The organism is Enterobacter sp. 22499, assembly GCF_052044815.1.
Classification (GTDB): Bacteria; Pseudomonadota; Gammaproteobacteria; order Enterobacterales; family Enterobacteriaceae; genus Enterobacter; species Enterobacter bugandensis.
Genome location: NZ_JBQENR010000002.1, coordinates 504,092 through 521,125 on the forward strand (window position 1 = coordinate 504,092; position 17,034 = coordinate 521,125).

Sequence of the window (17,034 nt, forward strand, 5' to 3'; positions counted from 1 at the left end):
TTTAATCAAAAACGAGTAATAGCACATATCGTATAACGGTGTTACATTATACCGCCCACCCAACGTCAGCTATGGCCAGGTAACGCCGTAAAGATCGGTAAAGCCTGCAACCATGACCTTGTACTACGGTCTAATAGGCACGTGGTATCGCACTAAGCGTTACTTTCACCGGCTCTACATAGGTTTCTCTATTTTGTCTCAATCCAAATTTCAACGCGCGTTTTTACACCCGCGTTACTGGTTTACATGGTTTGGTCTTGGCGTTCTCTGGCTGCTGGTACAGCTCCCCTACCCTGTGCTGCGTATGCTGGGGTCGAAACTGGGCAGCGCATCCCGCTATTTCCTGAAGCGTCGCGAATCTATCGCGCGTAAAAACATCGAGCTTTGCTTTCCTCAGTACAATGCTGAAGAGCGCGAAAAACTGATCTCTGAAAACTTTAAATCCATCGGCATGGCGCTGCTTGAAACCGGCATGGCCTGGTTCTGGCCGGATGAACGCGTCCGCAAATGGTTTGATGTAGAAGGACTGGACAACCTTAAACGCGCTCAGCTGCAAAAACGCGGCGTGATGGTTGTTGGCGTGCACTTTATGTCCCTGGAGCTTGGCGGGCGCGTGATGGGCCTTTGTCAGCCAATGATGGCAACCTACAGACCGCACAACAGTGCACTGATGGAGTGGGTTCAGACGCGAGGCCGCATGCGCTCCAATAAAGCGATGATCAACCGTAACAACCTGCGCGGTATGGTTGGCGCCCTGAAGAAAGGTGAGGCCGTCTGGTTCGCTCCTGACCAGGATTACGGACGCAAAGGCAGCAGCTTTGCCCCCTTCTTTGCCGTGAAGGATGTAGCGACGACCAACGGGACTTTCGTCATTTCGCGTTTGTCAGGTGCCTCTATGCTGACCGTGACGATGGTGAGAAAAGCGGATAAGTCAGGCTACCGTCTGCACATCTCTCCGGAAATGGCTAACTATCCGGAAAACGAGTGCGAAGCGGCAGCGTTTATCAATAAGGTCATCGAAACTGAAATCATGCGCGCACCGGAGCAATATCTCTGGATGCATCGCCGTTTCAAAACGCGTCCTCTTGGCGAAGCCTCCCTCTATATTTAAGCCCTGCGTGAAGGTTAGTTTCGCTAAGAAACTAGCCTTTTCAATCACCTGTCATCTCACTGCAAAACCGTCTTTGATGGCGTCGCCCAAAGTGAATTTATTGCGCTGTGAAATCAAACTGTCGCCGTTCCACGACACTCGTAAGTGGCGGAAATTATTTAAAAAAATCCCTCTTGTCACCCCTCATTTTTAAGCGTACATTAGCGCCGTCTGGCACCAGGAAAGCACAGAATTCTGAGCGGGAGTCATCGGCGTAACGGGAAAATTCTCATTTCTGTTTAGCCGGGATTTCAGTTCTCTATAATCAGTTGGACTCTGTTTTTAAATGCGTACCACAAGATACGCGGAGCGATGAAACGTGAAATATTTCTTTATGGGCATTTCGGTGATCGTTTTAGTCTGGGCCGGAACCTTTGCCCTGATGATCTAGTGAGAACATGCAGTCAAAAAAACAGGAGCCATTTGGCTCCTGTTTTTTTGTCATGAGGACACGGGGTTTTCAGCAACGCTCTTTGCTGAGAGCAGGCCATCGGCACGGAACATACTCTTGATGCCCCTCACCGCCTGACGAATACGGTCGCTGTTTTCGATTAAAGCAAAGCGCACGTGGGTGTCGCCATAATCACCAAAGCCGATGCCCGGGGACACACACACCTTCGCGTCCTGCAGCAGCTTTTTAGCGAACTCCAGCGAACCCATCGCTGCGTACGGTTCCGGAATTTTCGCCCAGACGTACATGGACGCTTTCGGCATCTCCACCATCCAGCCAGCCTCATGTAACCCTTTTACGAGTACGTCGCGGCGACGTTTATATTGAGCAGCAATGTCGTGAACGCACTGCTGATCGCCCTCCAGAGCGGCAATAGCGGCAACCTGCAGCGGCGTGAAGGTACCGTAATCGTGGTAACTCTTGATGCGCGCCAGTGCACTTACCAGCGTTTTGTTACCCACCATAAAGCCAATACGCCAGCCCGCCATGTTGTAGCTTTTCGACAGGGTAAAGAACTCCACCGCCACGTCACGCGCGCCCGGAACCTGCATTATCGACGGGGCTTTCCAGCCGTCATAGACGATATCGGCGTAGGCTAAATCATGAACCACCAGCACGTCATAACGCTTGGCCAGAGCGACAACTTTCTCGAAGAAGTCAAGCTCCACGCACTGGGCCGTTGGGTTCGACGGGAAACCGAGGATCATCATCTTGGGTTTCGGGTAGCTTTCGCGAATGGCACGTTCCAGTTCGTTAAAGAAATCGACACCTTCCACCAGCGGAACAGAGCGCACCTGCGCCCCGGCAATCACCGCGCCGTAGATATGGATTGGGTAACTTGGATTGGGTACCAGCACCGTATCACCGTGATCCAGCGTAGCCAGCATCAGATGTGCCAGCCCTTCTTTCGAGCCGATGGTGACAATCGCCTCACTTTCAGGATCGATATCAACCTGATAACGATCCTGATACCAGCGCGAGATCGCGCGACGTAACCTGGGAATACCGCGCGAGGTTGAGTAGCCGTGCGTATCCGGGCGCTGGGCAACCGTGCAGAGCTTTTCAACGATATGCGGTGGCGTTGGGCCGTCAGGGTTACCCATGCTGAAATCGATAATATCTTCGCCGCGCCGACGCGCAGCCATCTTCAGTTCAGCAGTGATATTGAAAACATAAGGGGGGAGACGATCGATACGCGTAAAACGGCGTTCAGGACTGAATTCAGCCATAGATTCCTCAGATTAACGTTAGCGCCCGGACCGTCCGAGCGACGCTGCCACCGATGTGGCGTGCTTAGAAAATAACCTGAAAAAAAACACCCTGTCGAGAGGGAAATGAAAAAAAAGCGCCCGCGTGAAAACCGGAACACTGCAATGTCTGAAAATGGAAACAGGGTTCTGATATTGGCTTTCCGTTAGCCGTTATTTAACACAATGATATCAAAACAGTTACCTGGTGATTTGGCGCTGAGAAAAAATCGGGTAGCATCAATCCTCACCTGACAATCCCCTTTGTAAAATATGGTTTTTCCTCATTTGATAAACCCGACGGATAGCTGGTCAATACGCCCCAGGTTTTTTATCATGGTTCTTTCCCGTTTGCCCAGGTCTGCTCCGTGCACGAGATATTCACTATGCTGCTGGCGGTTTTTGACCGTGCGGCATTAATGCTGATTTGCCTGTTCTTCCTGATTCGCATTCGCTTGTTTCGCGAGCTTTTGCATAAATCCGCACACTCGCCGAAAGAGCTGCTGGCCGTTACCGCCATCTTTTCTCTGTTCGCACTGTTTAGCACCTGGTCCGGGGTGCCGGTAGAAGGTTCGCTGGTTAACGTGCGCATTATCGCCGTCATGTCCGGCGGAATTTTGTTTGGCCCGTGGGTGGGTGTTATCACCGGCGTGATTGCCGGGACCCATCGCTATCTGATTGATATCGGTGGCGTAACGGCAGTGCCATGCTTTATCACCAGCATTATCGCCGGGGTGCTTTCCGGCTGGATCGGCCGCAAGATCCCCAAAAAACAGCGCTGGCGCGCCGGGATTGCTGCGGGCATGGTGTGCGAAACGCTGACCATGATCCTGGTCGTCGTCTGGGCCCCCACCACCGCGCTGGGGCTGGATATCGTCTCGAAAATCGGTATTCCCATGATCCTGGGCAGCGTCTGCATCGGTTTTATCGTGCTGCTGGTGCAGAGCGTTGAAGGGGAAAAAGAGGCCAGCGCCGCCCGTCAGGCCAAGCTGGCGCTGGATATTGCCAACAAAACGCTGCCGCTCTTTCGCCACGTTAACGCGGAGTCGCTGCGCCAGGTCTGCGAGATCATCCGCCACGACATTCACGCTGACGCCGTCGCCATCACCAATATCGACCACGTGCTGGCCTACGTAGGCGTCGGGGAGCACAACTATCGCGACAGTGATGACACCATTAGTCCGACCACCAGACAGGCGATTAACTACGGCAAAATCATTATTAAAAACAATGATGAAGCTCACCGAACGCCGGAAATTCACTCAATGCTGGTGATCCCGCTATGGGAAAAAGGCGTTGTGACGGGCACGCTGAAAATTTATTACTGCCACGCGCATCAGATCACCTCCACGCTGCAGGAGATGGCCATTGGCCTGTCGCAGATTATCTCTACTCAGCTTGAGGTCTCCCGGGCAGAACAGCTGCGTGAGATGGCAAATAAGGCAGAGCTGCGCGCGCTGCAGAGCAAAATTAATCCCCATTTCCTGTTTAACGCGCTGAACGCTATCTCCTCTTCCATTCGTTTGAATCCGGACACCGCGCGCCAGCTGATTTTTAACCTGTCGCGCTATCTGCGCTACAACATCGAACTGAAAGATGACGAGCAGATCGATATTAAAAAAGAGCTTTATCAGATCAAAGACTATATCGCGATTGAGCAGGCGCGCTTTGGCGACAAGCTCACGGTGATTTACGATATTGATGAAGAGGTCAACTGCGTGATCCCGAGCCTGCTGATCCAGCCGCTGGTTGAAAACGCGATTGTTCACGGTATTCAGCCCTGTAAAGGCAAAGGGGTGGTCACCATCAGCATCACCGAAAGTGGCAACCGGGTGCGAATTGCGGTACGCGATACCGGCCACGGGATTGACCCAAAAGTCATTGAGCGCGTGGAGTCTAACGAGATGCCCGGGAATAAAATCGGGCTGCTGAACGTGCACCACAGAGTCAAGCTTCTCTACGGCGACGGGCTGCATATTCATCGTCTTGAACCAGGCACTGAAATCGCTTTTTACGTCCCGAATGAGCGCTCCCCTGTTCATGCGGCGACATCTTTATTACCTCAGGGTGAGTAATATGAAAGTCATCATCGTTGAAGATGAATTCCTGGCTCAACAGGAACTAACCTGGCTTATCAAAACCCACAGCCAGATGGAGATTGTGGGTACGTTTGATGATGGTCTGGACGTGCTGAAGTTTCTGCAGCATAACCGGGTTGACGCGATTTTTCTGGATATCAATATTCCCTCGCTGGACGGCGTGCTGCTGGCGCAAAATATCAATCAGTTTGCCCATAAGCCGTTTATTGTGTTCGTTACCGCATGGAAAGAGCATGCCGTAGAAGCCTTCGAGCTGGAGGCATTTGACTATATTCTGAAGCCTTACCAGGAGTCGCGAATTGTCAGCATGCTGCAAAAGCTGGAGGCTGCATGGCAGCAACAGAGCGCTCCGGCTACCGTCAGCCCGACGATACGGGAAAACGACACCATTAATCTGGTCAAAGATGAGCGCATCATCGTGACCCCGGTCAACGATATCTACTACGCCGAAGCGCACGAAAAGATGACGTTTGTCTATACGCGGCGGGAATCGTATGTCATGGCGATGAACATTACCGAATTCTGCAGCAAACTTCCGGCAGCCCACTTTTTCCGCTGCCACCGTTCGTTTTGCGTCAATTTAAATAAGATCCGCGAGATCGAACCGTGGTTTAACAACACCTATATTTTGCGCCTGAAGGATTTGGATTTTCAGGTGCCGGTGAGCCGCAGCAAAGTGAAAGAGTTCCGCCAGCTGATGCACCTGTAACGAAAGAGCCCTCTCCCGCGGGAGAGGGTAATGATGCATCAGAGGATTTGACCGAGAACCTGACGCAGATGGGCACCCGAACCCAGCAGGCCTGGGTTATCATGCACGATGAGATAAACGGGAATGTCCTGTACGTAGCTTCTGAAACGCCCTTTATCTTCAAACCCGCCGCGGAAACCGGAGGCTTTAAAGAAGTCGAGGAAGCGCGGCACGATCCCGCCCGCAATATAGACCCCGCCAAAGGTGCCCAGCGTCAGCGCCAGGTTGCCGCCGAACCGTCCCATAATGACGCAGAACAGCGAAAGAGCGCGACGGCAGTCGATGCAGCTGTCCGCCAGCGCGCGTTCAGTGACGTCTTTCGGCTGCAGGTTTTCCGGCAGACGACCGTCCGATTTCACAATCGCACGATACAGGTTTACCAGCCCCGGCCCTGACAGGACGCGCTCGGCGGAAACGTGGCCGATCTCCGCGCGTAACTCTTCGAGGATAATGCCCTCTTCTTCGCTGTTTGGCGCAAAGTCCACATGGCCGCCTTCACCCGGCAGGCTCACCCAGCGCTGAGCAACATGCACCAGGTGCGACACGCCCAGGCCGGTACCGGCGCCGTAAACCGCAATCGGCTTGCCTTCGACCGGTTCAGCGCCGCCAAACTGAATCAGGTGCTCCGGCTTCAGCATCGGGATCGCCATGGACACCGCGGTGAAGTCATTGATGATTTCCAGATGCGCAAAACCGAGATTCTTTTTCATCTCTGCGATGGAGAATGCCCAGGTATGGTTGGTCATTGCGACCCAGTCGCCGGTTATCGGGCAGGCAATGGCGATGCAGCCGTCCTCGACGCTCACCTGATGCTCTTCCAGATAGACGCGAACAACGGCCTCAAGGCTTGGGTAATCCAGCCCTGAGTAGGTCTTCGCCCGAGAAATTTCACCGCTACTTACATCGCATAATGCGAGACGCGCGTTCGTGCCGCCCACATCGCCTACCAAAGCATACTTTGTCATTCTTCTACTGCTCCGCTAAAGTCAGAATAAATCTTTCGGACACTGTAAATTCAAGGCGTGATAACAACAACGACCGGAAGGTGAATGCCCGTGGATTATCGATCTTCGTCACAGAATAACTTTACCGTTTCAGCACCTTTTGCACTATTGCCATAAGGCTTAATATGCAAAGTAACGTCATTGCATTTTGTACAAGGAAATCATCATGCTCCACCCGCGAGCCAGAACCATGCTGTTGCTGGCAATTCCGGCGCTGATCATTGGCGTGGCCTCAAGCCTGGTCCTTATCGTCGTGATGAAAATCGCGTCGGTGCTGCAAACTCTCTTATGGACAGCGCTTCCGGCAAAACTGGGGGTCACCGCGGATTCTTCGGCGTGGATCATCCTGATGCTGACGTTAACCGGTATTGCGGTGGGTCTGGCGATCCGTTTCAGTCCCGGCCACGCCGGACCGGACCCGGCGCTGGAACCTCTTATTGGCGCCCCGGTTCCCCCCTCTGCACTGCCGGGGCTGATCGTCGCGTTGATCGTGGGCCTGGCGGGCGGCGTTAGCCTGGGTCCCGAGCATCCGATTATGGCGGTGAATATTGGCCTGGCGGTGTTCCTCGGCGCACGCATTCTGCCTCGCGTCGGCGCGCTGGACTGGACCATCCTCGCCTCCGCAGGCACCATCGGGGCGCTTTTTGGCACGCCTGTCGCTGCTGCCCTGATCTTTTCTCAGACGTTGGCCAGTGATAACGACGTCCCACTCTGGGATAAGCTGTTCGCTCCACTGATGGCCGCGGCTGCCGGCGCGCTGACGACAAGCCTGTTTTTCCATCCCCATTTTTCCCTCTCTCTGCCGCACTACGGAGAGATGCGGATTGCAGATATATTCAGCGGCGCCATCGTCGTCGCGATCGCCATCGCGCTGGGCATGGTGGCGGTATGGTGTCTTCCGCGCCTGCACCGGCTGGTGCATAAACTCAAACATCCGGTATTGATTCTGGGAACAGGGGGGCTAATCCTCGGTGTTTTAGGGGCAATTGGCGGAACGGTGACCCTGTTCAAAGGTCTGGACGAAATGCAGCAGCTGGCCTTCAGCCAGGTGTTTAGCGTGTCCGATTACCTGTTGTTTGCCATCATCAAGCTGGCGGCGCTTGTCGTTGCTGCAGCGTGCGGTTTCCGCGGCGGGCGTATCTTCCCGGCGGTGTTTGTCGGCGTGGCGCTGGGGCTGATGCTGCACGAGCATGTCGACGCGGTTCCGGCGGCGATTACCGTATCCTGCTCTATTCTGGGGCTGGTACTGGTGGTGACGCGCGATGCATGGCTGAGCCTGTTTATGGCGGCGGTGGTGGTGCCGGATTCGACGCTGTTCCCGCTGCTCTGCATCGTGATGTTGCCCGCCTGGCTCCTGCTGGCGGGCAAACCGATGATGATGGCCTGGCGAAACGACAAATAATCAGGCGCTATTGCGCGCTTCCAGCGCTTTGGTAATCGCCCCCAGCAGCGGCGGGATATCCGCTTTTGGCAGCATCACCTCAATTAGCGAGAGCCGCTCGTGGTGCGCCACTTTTTCCAGCACGTCCGCCAGCTGCTCCGCTTCACTGACTTGCCAGCACTGGGCCTGAGGATCGAGGCTAAGGGCCTGCGGGATTTGCGTCCAGTTCCATAGCGCAATGTCATTGTAACGCTGTTCCGGCCCGTGAATTGCCCTTTCAACCGTGTATCCTTCGTTGTTGAGCACCAGAATGATGGGATGTTGTTTATCACGCAACATTGACCCGAGCTCCTGAATGGTCAGCTGTGCCGCGCCATCCCCCGTCAGCACAATCACCCGCCGGTTCGGGCATGCCGTTTGCGCACCGAACGCTGCGGCCAGGGTGTAGCCGATCGAGCCCCACAGCGGCTGGACGATAAAATTCACGTCGGCAGGCAAACGCAGGTCAATCGCGCCGAAGGCCGAGGTGCCCTGATCGGCCAGGATGATGTCTCCCGGGCGAATAAACGTTTGCAGCGTTTGCCAGAAATTCTCCTGAGTAAGTGAGCCGTCCGGCTGAGGGAAATTCATCGCGCTGTGCGATGCCGGAACAGGCTTATCGTGAATATGCTGTTTGCACAGCTCCAGCAGCGCTTCAATGGCCTGGGCCATCGGGATGCCGGTAAACCAGATATCGCCGACGCGGGCGGCATGAGGCTGGACTTCTATCGTCTGTGCAGACGTTAACTGATGGGTAAACCCGGCCGTCAGAGTATCGGTAAAACGCGTGCCGATGCACAGCACCGTATCCGCCCCCTCTATCGCCTCTTTTACCGGACCGGCACTGGCTGAACCGCTGTATGTACCGTAAAAACCGGCGTTACGTTCGTCGAATATGCCTTTGCCCATCAGCATCGTGGCATGCGCCATCGGCACATCCTTCACCCACTTCTGCAGCGCGTGCTTCAGCCCATGGCGCAGGACAAGAAAATCCGCTAACAGCGCGGTACGCTTACTCGCTGCCAGTTGACGCTCCGCAGCATCCCGGAACGCTTTCAGGCAGGCTCTATCGGCATGCGCATGCCGAAGCGTGAGAGCGTTTACAGGCGGCGTAGCGGCTTTTTTTGCCACATCGGCAGGTAACATCAAATAGCCGGGGCGACGTTCCCGGAGCATCGTCGTCAGTACCCGGTCGATTTCATAACAGGCGTTTTGTTCGGTCAGGATCGCCTGTGCAACGGTGATCGGCTCGCTCATATGGTAAAAATGACGGAACTCACCATCGCCCAGCGTATGGTGCAGCAGTTCCCCTCTTTGCTGAGACGCCATCCCCGGCGCGCCAACAATATGCAGCACCGGAACGTGCTCGGCATAGCTGCCCGCAATGCCGTTCATGGCACTTAATTCGCCGACGCCAAACGTCGTCAGCAGCGCGGCGAAGCCCTTACAGCGGGCATATCCGTCAGCGGCATAAGAGGCGTTTAACTCGTTGGCACAGCCCACCCAGCAGATGTCCGGGCTGTCTATTACGTGGTCGAGAAACTGCAGGTTATAGTCGCCCGGCACGCCAAACAGATGATCGGCTCCACAATCTGTAAGGCGGTCCAGCAGGTAATCGGCGACGCAGTACGGGGTACGCATAAACAGGTATCCTTCTGATGTTGACCTCACTTTGAGTATTAAATAAGCGTGATGGCTGTCCAGAATTGGCGATAAGAAGGATATGGAAAGAATGCTTTACAAAAAATGCTGGGTTATGCTGCTTTTTTTCACGTTAATGTAAACGTATACACTGATTTTTCTCTTCAGCACGAGAGGTCATACGAATGGGTTATCAGCCGGACAAAAATCGTTATCAGACAATGGAGTATCGCCGCTGTGGACAAAGCGAACTCAGGTTGCCCGCGGTCTCGATGGGGCTGTGGCATAACTTTGGTGACGCCACGCTTATCGAAAATAGCCGTCAACTTTTACAGCGCGCGTTCGATCTGGGTATTACGCATTTCGACCTTGCCAATAACTATGGTCCCCCGCCGGGGTCCGCCGAGCGTAATTTCGGCCGTATTTTGCAGGAGGATTTCCTGCCCTGGCGCGATGAGCTGATCGTCTCCACCAAAGCGGGATATACCATGTGGGACGGCCCTTACGGCGACTGGGGATCGCGCAAATATCTGCTGGCAAGCCTCGATCAAAGCCTGAAGCGCATGGGGCTGGAATATGTCGATATCTTCTATCATCACCGTCCGGATCCGGAAACGCCGCTGCAGGAAACCATGAAAGCGCTTGACCATGTGGTGCGTCAGGGCAAAGCCCTGTATGTCGGGTTATCCAACTATCCTGCCGAGCTGGCGCGAAAAGCGATTGATATCCTGAATGACCTGGGCACGCCCTGTCTGATCCACCAGCCGAAATACTCGATGTTCGAACGTGCGCCGGAAGAGGGTTTGCTGGATGTTCTGCAGGAAAAAGGGGTCGGCTGTATTCCCTTCTCGCCGCTGGCAGGGGGACAGTTGACCAACCGGTATCTTAACGGTATTCCCGCCGATTCCCGTGCGGCAAGCGGCAGTCAATTCCTTAACCCGGAACAGATCACCGAAGGGAAGCTTGAGAAGGTGCGCCAGCTAAACGCCCTGGCAGAAAGCCGCGGCCAGAAACTCTCGCAGATGGCGCTTGCCTGGGTGTTACGCCATGAGGAGGTCACGTCGGTGCTGATCGGAGCCAGCAAAACGGCTCAGATTGATGATGCCGTGGGTATGCTGGAAAACCGCCAGTTTACCGCAGAAGAACTTTCCCTAATCGACCAGATCCTGAGCAGTTCAAAATAAAACCACTTTTAGCAAAAAGTGCTCTCCCTCTGGAATTCGGAGTTGAGGCGATGAAACGAGCCTTTACCAACTCGTAATATTGCGTTAACAGGCCCCACGAAGGCCCCGATCGTGAAGGAGAAAGAGTATGTTCAGGTCACTGATTCTTGCAGCGGTATTACTGGCTTCGGCCCCGCTCGTCGCCACTGCGGGCGAAATCACCCTGTTGCCATCAGTAAAATTACAAATTGGCGATCGTGACGACTACGGCAGATACTGGGACGGTGGCTACTGGCGCGACCGTGACTACTGGCACCGTCATTATGAATGGCGGGGTGACCGCTGGCGCAGGCACGATAACGGCCTGCATCGCGGCTGGTATAAAAACAACGCCTATGAGCGCGGCTACCGCGAAGGCTGGAAAGATCGTGACGACCGCCGCGGCGGCTGGGGTCACGGCGGAAAAGGACGCGGTGGTCACGGTCACGGTCATCATTAATGCAAAAAGGAGCCTCCCGGCTCCTTTTTCTTTTATAGCCCCAGCGCAGTGCCAATCAACAGCCACAGGTTTAGCGCTACGACCACCACCACGATGGCCCACCCGGCCCGTTTCACCAGCGTCGTATTAACCAGTTCGCCCATCAGAGTTTTATTGCTGGTGAAAATCAGCAGCGGCACCAGCGCCAGCGCAATACCAAAGCTCAGCAGCACCTGGCTCATCACCAGAATTCGCGTTGGATCGAGCCCCATCAGAATCACGATAAACGACGGAAGCATGGTGATAAAACGACGCACCCACAATGGAATATGGAAGCGAACAAATCCCTGCATCACCACCTGCCCTGCCAGCGTCCCCACCACCGTGGAGGAGAGACCGGCGGCAACCAGGCTCAGACCAAATATCGTGGCAGCAGCATGACTCAGTAACGGCTCCAGCGTGAGGTAAGCCTGGTCGAGATCGGCGACACCAGTATGACCGTTAAAGTGGAAAGCGGCGGCTGCGGTGGCCATCATCGCCAGATTCACAAAACCCGCGATGGTCATGGCGATTGCCACATCCCATTTGGTTGCCGAGTAGCGTTCTTTACGCGTCCCGCCGTGCAGATGCTGGGTTAACGAGGAGTGCAAATAAATGACATGCGGCATAATGGTCGCCCCAAGTACCCCGGCGGCCAGGAAAACCGCTTCCGAGGTTGGCAGGCTTGGGATCACCATGCCTTTTGCGAGCTGCGCCAGATTCGGCTGTGAGAAAATCAGCTCGACGATGTACGCCGCAGCAACAAACAGCAGCAGGCCACCAATGACCTTCTCCAGCGGTTTTTGCCCCCGACGCTGTAACATCAGGATCAGGAATGTGGCAATCCCGGTCAGCACCGCTCCCTGTAACAGCGACACGCCCAGAATCAGCTTAAAGCCGATCGCTGCCCCGATAAATTCAGCGAGATCGGTTGCCATGGCGATAATTTCCGCCTGAACCCAGTAGAGCCACACCGCCGGACGGGGATAATGATCGCGAATTTGCTCCGCCAGGTTTTTACCCGTGGCAATCCCCAGTTTTGCAGAGAGCATCTGAATCAGCATCGCCATCAGGTTTGCCCAGACGACCACCCACAGCAGCTTATAGCCGAAACTGGCCCCGGCCTGAATATTGGTCGCAAAATTACCCGGATCGATATAGCCGATGGCAGCAATAAAAGCAGGTCCCATTAATGCGAACCGCAACTTGCGCGCGGCTCTACCACTGCTACCCTCTACGCGACTGTTTGTCATTATCTGCCTCTGGAAATATAGCCTTTGCTATGTTTAATGCTATCAAAATGAGAATGATTATCAAGATCATTTAGAGAGTTTAAAATGATTTCTCTGATAGCTAAGAACAATAGACGGGCAGGTGGTGCGACATCACAGAATGTGAAAATGCGCGGTCATTTGTGAAGCGTAGCACACAAACTTAACTTTTCACTCATTTACCTAACATAACAAAAATGTATTGTGGATCACTAATTTTGAGACTCGTCACAGGATGTAACTATAGTGTGTCCCTGATCTCGTTTTCTTTTCGCTTGTTACATAGAATGTGCACGAAAATTAAACCTGCCTCATATTTGGAGCAAATATGGACCGCGTCCTTCATTTTGTCCTGGCACTTGTTGTCGTTACTGCACTCGCATTGCTGGTCAGCACAGACCGCAAAAAAATTCGTATTCGTTATGTTGTCCAGCTGCTGGTCATTGAAGTTTTACTTGCGTGGTTCTTCCTGAACTCCAACGTAGGCCTCGGCTTCGTGAAAGGCTTCTCCGAAATGTTCGAAAAACTGCTCGGATTCGCCAACGAAGGGACAAACTTTGTCTTCGGTAAAATGAACGACGAAGGTCTGGCATTCTTCTTCCTGAAGGTACTGTGCCCAATCGTCTTCATCTCCGCGCTGATCGGTATTCTGCAGCACATCCGCGTTCTGCCGTTCGTTATTCGTGGCATTGGTTTCCTGTTATCCAAAGTAAACGGCATGGGCAAGCTGGAATCTTTCAACGCCGTAAGTTCCCTGATCCTCGGTCAGTCTGAGAACTTCATCGCGTATAAAGATATCCTCGGCAAAATGTCCCGTAACCGCATGTACACCATGGCGGCAACCGCGATGTCTACCGTTTCCATGTCTATCGTGGGCGCATATATGACCATGCTGGAGCCAAAATATGTGGTTGCAGCGCTGGTTCTGAATATGTTCAGCACCTTTATCGTTCTGTCGCTGATCAACCCGTATCGTGTTGACGCCAGCGAAGAGAACATCCAGATGTCTAACCTGCACGAAGGTCAGAGCTTCTTCGAAATGCTGGGTGAGTACATCCTGGCAGGTTTCAAAGTGGCGATTATCGTTGCCGCGATGCTGATCGGCTTTATCGCCCTGATCTCCGCACTGAACGCCCTGTTCGCCGCAGTGCTGGGCATCTCCTTCCAGGGCATCCTGGGCTACATCTTCTACCCTGTCGCATGGGTGATGGGTGTTCCGGCTCATGAAGCGCTGCAGGTAGGCAGTATCATGGCGACCAAGCTGGTTTCTAACGAATTCGTTGCGATGATGGATCTGCAGAAAATCGCCAGCACGCTCTCTCCACGTGCGGAAGGCATTCTGTCCGTATTCCTGGTCTCCTTCGCGAACTTCTCGTCCATCGGTATTATCGCCGGTGCGATTAAAGGCCTGAACGAAGAACAGGGTAACGTGGTTTCTCGCTTTGGCCTGAAACTGGTTTACGGCTCCACCCTGGTGAGCGTCCTGTCTGCTTCTATCGCTGCGCTGGTTCTGTAACGTTTACCGTAAAAAAAACCGGGAGACTTGCTCCCGGTTTTTTTATGCCCGCAATTCTTCCAGCGGTTTGGGTTTGCCTATCAGGTAGCCCTGGAGATAGTCCACGCCGAAGCGTAGCAGCATCTCCCGCTGCGCTGGCGTCTCAACATATTCGGCCACCACGCACAGTGATTTCGTCTTCGCCAGATTACATATCGACTGGACGATCATTGCGTCCATATCATCAGTACAAATATCTTTCACGAAACAGCCGTCAATTTTAATGATGTCTGCCTGCAGGCGTCTCAGACGCTCGTAGTTGGCGTAGCCGGTACCAAAATCATCGATGGCAATCCTGAAACCGTAATCCCGCAGTTGCTGAATATTGTGGATGCTGCAGCCGGAATTGGAGAAGGCCTGCTCTTCGGTGATCTCAATCACGACAGCCTGAGGCGCAACGCCGTACCGTTCAAAGAGCGCACAAATCTCAGTCGCCACCTCATTTTGCATCAGCGTAAGCGGCATCAGATTGACAGAGAAACGGGCGCCAGCCTGCGTCGCTGGGTGATCGCGCAGCCACAGCAGTAATTTTTCCATGACGCACATATCAAACCGGTGGCTGAGGTTGAACTGGGCAATCAGGGGAATAAAGCGGTCAGGGGTGATGATCTCGCCCTCGCTCTCCATACGCGCCAGAATTTCGTAGTACCCGCTACCGTCCGCCTTCTGGATCGGCTGCGCATACAAATGGAACTGCCCCGCCTCCAGGGCGTGCTTAATCCGCGCCAGCATCAGGACACGCTCCGTTGTTTGTCCTGATGCAGCTTCCAGGCTATTCGTCAGCGCAAGAACGTTGTGCGCTCCGCAGGATTGCTCGGCCAGCCAGCTCAGTTGCCCCAGCGTGTGGTGCAGTTTCTCACCGTTTTCGACCATTCCCCAGGACGCGCCAAATTCGATATCCAGCCCGGTATTGTTCCAGAAAATCTTACGGCTGTTCAGCCGATCAACCATATGCTGGAGGCGCTCGGCCGTTCCCTGCCCAAGCAATACCAGCACCAGCTCGCTTCCCGGCAGCTGGAAAAGCGTCTCATCTTTTTGCAACAGCGGCTGGAGAGAGGACGTGATCATTCGTTTGCAGTGCACCCGCATGAGAATGCCGTAATGGCGACTTAAAAACTCCAGATTATCCATTCTCAGGCAACACACTTTGGCATCCGGGTGGTCGAGGAGAAAATCTTCCAGCGCACGAATGTTGGGTAATCCGGTCAGCGGATCGGTGAGCGCTCTGTCCTGCCAGCCCTGCTTCAACCATTCGCTTCGCTGATAGATACGCGACATATAAAGCAGGCAGATAGCAAAAGAGATCAGTACCGACAGGATAAAGGAGAGCGAATGGCCCGACTCCACTCCGTTTAGAAAGTTGTAGTTGTAGGTCAACAGCAGAAGCGCAGAGGTGGCCCACAGCAGAGAGATAAGCGCGTAGCTCAGACGGCTAATCGCTAACGTAAAGAGAATGAAAATAATCGGCATCAAATAGCCCGCAATAACAGGCGACTCAAAAGGCGCACATAAAATTGCGATGATGGCGATTAACAGCATCAGCCAGACGAATATATATAATGATTTCTTGTGTAAAAACACGGGCTTCACACTTCGCCGCCAGAACTTGATGGCATAACGAGGATTAATAATCATTCTTAACGGATAATAGAACATCATGGTAAAAATCATCGCCGCGCATATCAGGCTTTGAATATCAACAACGTTATAAATTACCGTTCCTTCGCCGAAAAAAGTTGAGATTGTGACCGGAAAATCAAAGAAATAGCCAGCGAGATACATCGACATTTTAATGCCTATCGGCACCATAAAGCCGAGCCAAAATATGCGTAACCCAATGTGCCTGTTGGGCATACAGTAGCGCCAGCGCCGGCCCAGCAGAAGGCGCAGAACACCGCAGGCAGCGAATACGGAGAAAGTCTGACAGAACAGTAATACTGAATATTGTAGCGGTGCTAAATTAACGTTAAATATATTAGCAACCATAAAACTTATCAGAATAGGCAGAATACCGCGGCGCCCCAATAACAGCATAATCGCTAGCATAACGCTTGACGGGAGCCACGCTAAATAAACGTCGTGTTCATTAACAATTGCACGCGGGGAGAGATACCGGGAAACGGGAACCGCAATCAGACAGATCGCCAGAGCAATTATAAATATCTTTACATTATTATACGATTTTCTATTCATTAAGCTGGGGAGATTATTATCCGTTCATATCATTGACCGCATGGATAATAGGTTTATTAATTACGCGAATCAAGTTGAAGTCTATTTATAGACTGATTTATTGATTTCGGTTGAGGTGAGATATGGAAAAAAACCATTTTGGCAACAAAATACGTTTAGGGGTGTTACAAAAACATAAAAAAAACCCTCGTCTTTTGACGAGGGTTTAAAATTTTGGTGGAGCTAAGCGGGATCGAACCGCTGACCTCTTGCATGCCATGCAAGCGCTCTCCCAGCTGAGCTATAGCCCCACATGTTACTTTACTAACCACACTCTGTTGGGTTCAGAGTTTGGTGGAGCTAAGCGGGATCGAACCGCTGACCTCCTGCATGCCATGCAGGCGCTCTCCCAGCTGAGCTATAGCCCCATCGTAAAGCTGTCATGTTGACGGGCGGCATAATATGAATTCCGCCGCGGAGTGTCAACGGCAAAATCAATAGCCGCGGTTCAATCGCCGAAAAATCATGCAAATGAATCACTTTGCGAGCCTGCTCGCAGTCATGAGTTAAGCCTGTCACGTTTTCACGTAAAACGG

13 protein-coding genes and 2 tRNA genes are annotated in these 17,034 nt (G+C 53.2%); 8 read left to right on the plus strand and 7 right to left on the minus strand.

Annotated elements, in window-relative coordinates; all coding sequences use genetic code 11:
* Nucleotides 1–190: 190 nt before the first annotated feature.
* Both lpxP and ypdK read left to right on the plus strand, forming a co-directional pair.
* Nucleotides 191–1,111, plus strand: coding sequence for a kdo(2)-lipid IV(A) palmitoleoyltransferase (gene lpxP, locus ACTJI7_RS10215; RefSeq protein WP_100169914.1), 921 nt, complete (start codon nucleotides 191–193; stop codon nucleotides 1,109–1,111).
* A gap of 358 nt (nucleotides 1,112–1,469) precedes the next feature.
* Nucleotides 1,470–1,541: a membrane protein YpdK gene (gene ypdK, locus ACTJI7_RS10220; RefSeq protein ID WP_099458937.1), complete on the plus strand. Its 72-nt coding sequence runs from the start codon at nucleotides 1,470–1,472 to the stop codon at nucleotides 1,539–1,541.
* Between the two features lie 50 nt (nucleotides 1,542–1,591).
* Here the strand turns inward: ypdK and alaC are convergent, their stop codons facing one another.
* Nucleotides 1,592–2,830, minus strand: a complete 1,239-nt coding sequence (alaC, locus tag ACTJI7_RS10225; RefSeq protein WP_028013978.1) for an alanine transaminase — start codon at nucleotides 2,828–2,830, stop codon at nucleotides 1,592–1,594.
* A gap of 386 nt (nucleotides 2,831–3,216) precedes the next feature.
* On the opposite strand from alaC, the gene ACTJI7_RS10230 reads away from it, so the two are divergent.
* Nucleotides 3,217–4,923, plus strand: a complete 1,707-nt coding sequence (locus ACTJI7_RS10230; RefSeq protein WP_041908832.1) for a sensor histidine kinase — start codon at nucleotides 3,217–3,219, stop codon at nucleotides 4,921–4,923.
* Nucleotide 4,924: 1 nt separating this feature from the next.
* The gene (locus ACTJI7_RS10235; protein ID WP_192979182.1) at nucleotides 4,925–5,656 is read left to right on the plus strand and encodes a LytR/AlgR family response regulator transcription factor; all 732 of its coding nucleotides are present in this window, start codon (nucleotides 4,925–4,927) and stop codon (nucleotides 5,654–5,656) included.
* A 38-nt stretch (nucleotides 5,657–5,694) separates the two neighbouring features.
* On the opposite strand, the gene glk is transcribed toward ACTJI7_RS10235, so the two are convergent.
* Nucleotides 5,695–6,660, minus strand: a complete 966-nt coding sequence (gene glk, locus ACTJI7_RS10240; protein ID WP_028013981.1) for a glucokinase — start codon at nucleotides 6,658–6,660, stop codon at nucleotides 5,695–5,697.
* A gap of 205 nt (nucleotides 6,661–6,865) precedes the next feature.
* Here glk and ACTJI7_RS10245 point away from each other — a divergent pair, with 205 nt between their 5' ends.
* The gene (locus tag ACTJI7_RS10245; protein ID WP_063155462.1) at nucleotides 6,866–8,101 is read left to right on the plus strand and encodes an ion channel protein; all 1,236 of its coding nucleotides are present in this window, start codon (nucleotides 6,866–6,868) and stop codon (nucleotides 8,099–8,101) included.
* On the opposite strand, the gene ipdC is transcribed toward ACTJI7_RS10245, so the two are convergent.
* Nucleotides 8,102–9,760 carry an indolepyruvate decarboxylase gene (gene ipdC, locus ACTJI7_RS10250; RefSeq protein ID WP_440670120.1) on the minus strand — a complete coding sequence of 553 codons (1,659 nt, stop codon included), beginning with the start codon at nucleotides 9,758–9,760 and terminating at the stop codon, nucleotides 8,102–8,104. It lies immediately after the preceding gene.
* 185 nt (nucleotides 9,761–9,945) lie between these two features.
* Between ipdC and mgrA the strand changes: the two genes are divergently transcribed.
* On the plus strand, nucleotides 9,946–10,944 hold the full coding sequence (gene mgrA / locus ACTJI7_RS10255) for an L-glyceraldehyde 3-phosphate reductase (protein WP_063155460.1): 999 nt from the start codon (nucleotides 9,946–9,948) through the stop codon (nucleotides 10,942–10,944).
* Between the two features lie 127 nt (nucleotides 10,945–11,071).
* A complete protein-coding gene (locus ACTJI7_RS10260; protein WP_028013985.1) occupies nucleotides 11,072–11,422 on the plus strand; it encodes a DUF2502 domain-containing protein in 351 nt (116 codons plus the stop codon).
* Nucleotides 11,423–11,454: 32 nt separating this feature from the next.
* On the opposite strand, the gene ACTJI7_RS10265 is transcribed toward ACTJI7_RS10260, so the two are convergent.
* Nucleotides 11,455–12,693, minus strand: coding sequence for an Nramp family divalent metal transporter (locus ACTJI7_RS10265; RefSeq protein ID WP_028013986.1), 1,239 nt, complete (start codon nucleotides 12,691–12,693; stop codon nucleotides 11,455–11,457).
* 346 nt (nucleotides 12,694–13,039) lie between these two features.
* Here ACTJI7_RS10265 and ACTJI7_RS10270 point away from each other — a divergent pair, with 346 nt between their 5' ends.
* The gene (locus tag ACTJI7_RS10270; protein WP_008501591.1) at nucleotides 13,040–14,227 is read left to right on the plus strand and encodes a NupC/NupG family nucleoside CNT transporter; all 1,188 of its coding nucleotides are present in this window, start codon (nucleotides 13,040–13,042) and stop codon (nucleotides 14,225–14,227) included.
* Nucleotides 14,228–14,269: 42 nt separating this feature from the next.
* On the opposite strand, the gene ACTJI7_RS10275 is transcribed toward ACTJI7_RS10270, so the two are convergent.
* The 3 genes from ACTJI7_RS10275 to ACTJI7_RS10285 all read right to left on the minus strand — a co-directional run bounded on the left by ACTJI7_RS10275 (nucleotide 14,270) and on the right by ACTJI7_RS10285 (nucleotide 16,866).
* The gene (locus tag ACTJI7_RS10275; protein WP_440670117.1) at nucleotides 14,270–16,459 is read right to left on the minus strand and encodes an EAL domain-containing protein; all 2,190 of its coding nucleotides are present in this window, start codon (nucleotides 16,457–16,459) and stop codon (nucleotides 14,270–14,272) included.
* Nucleotides 16,460–16,673: 214 nt separating this feature from the next.
* Nucleotides 16,674–16,749, minus strand: a tRNA-Ala gene (locus tag ACTJI7_RS10280).
* A 41-nt stretch (nucleotides 16,750–16,790) separates the two neighbouring features.
* Nucleotides 16,791–16,866 (minus strand) — tRNA-Ala (locus ACTJI7_RS10285).
* Nucleotides 16,867–17,034 lie beyond the last annotated feature (168 nt).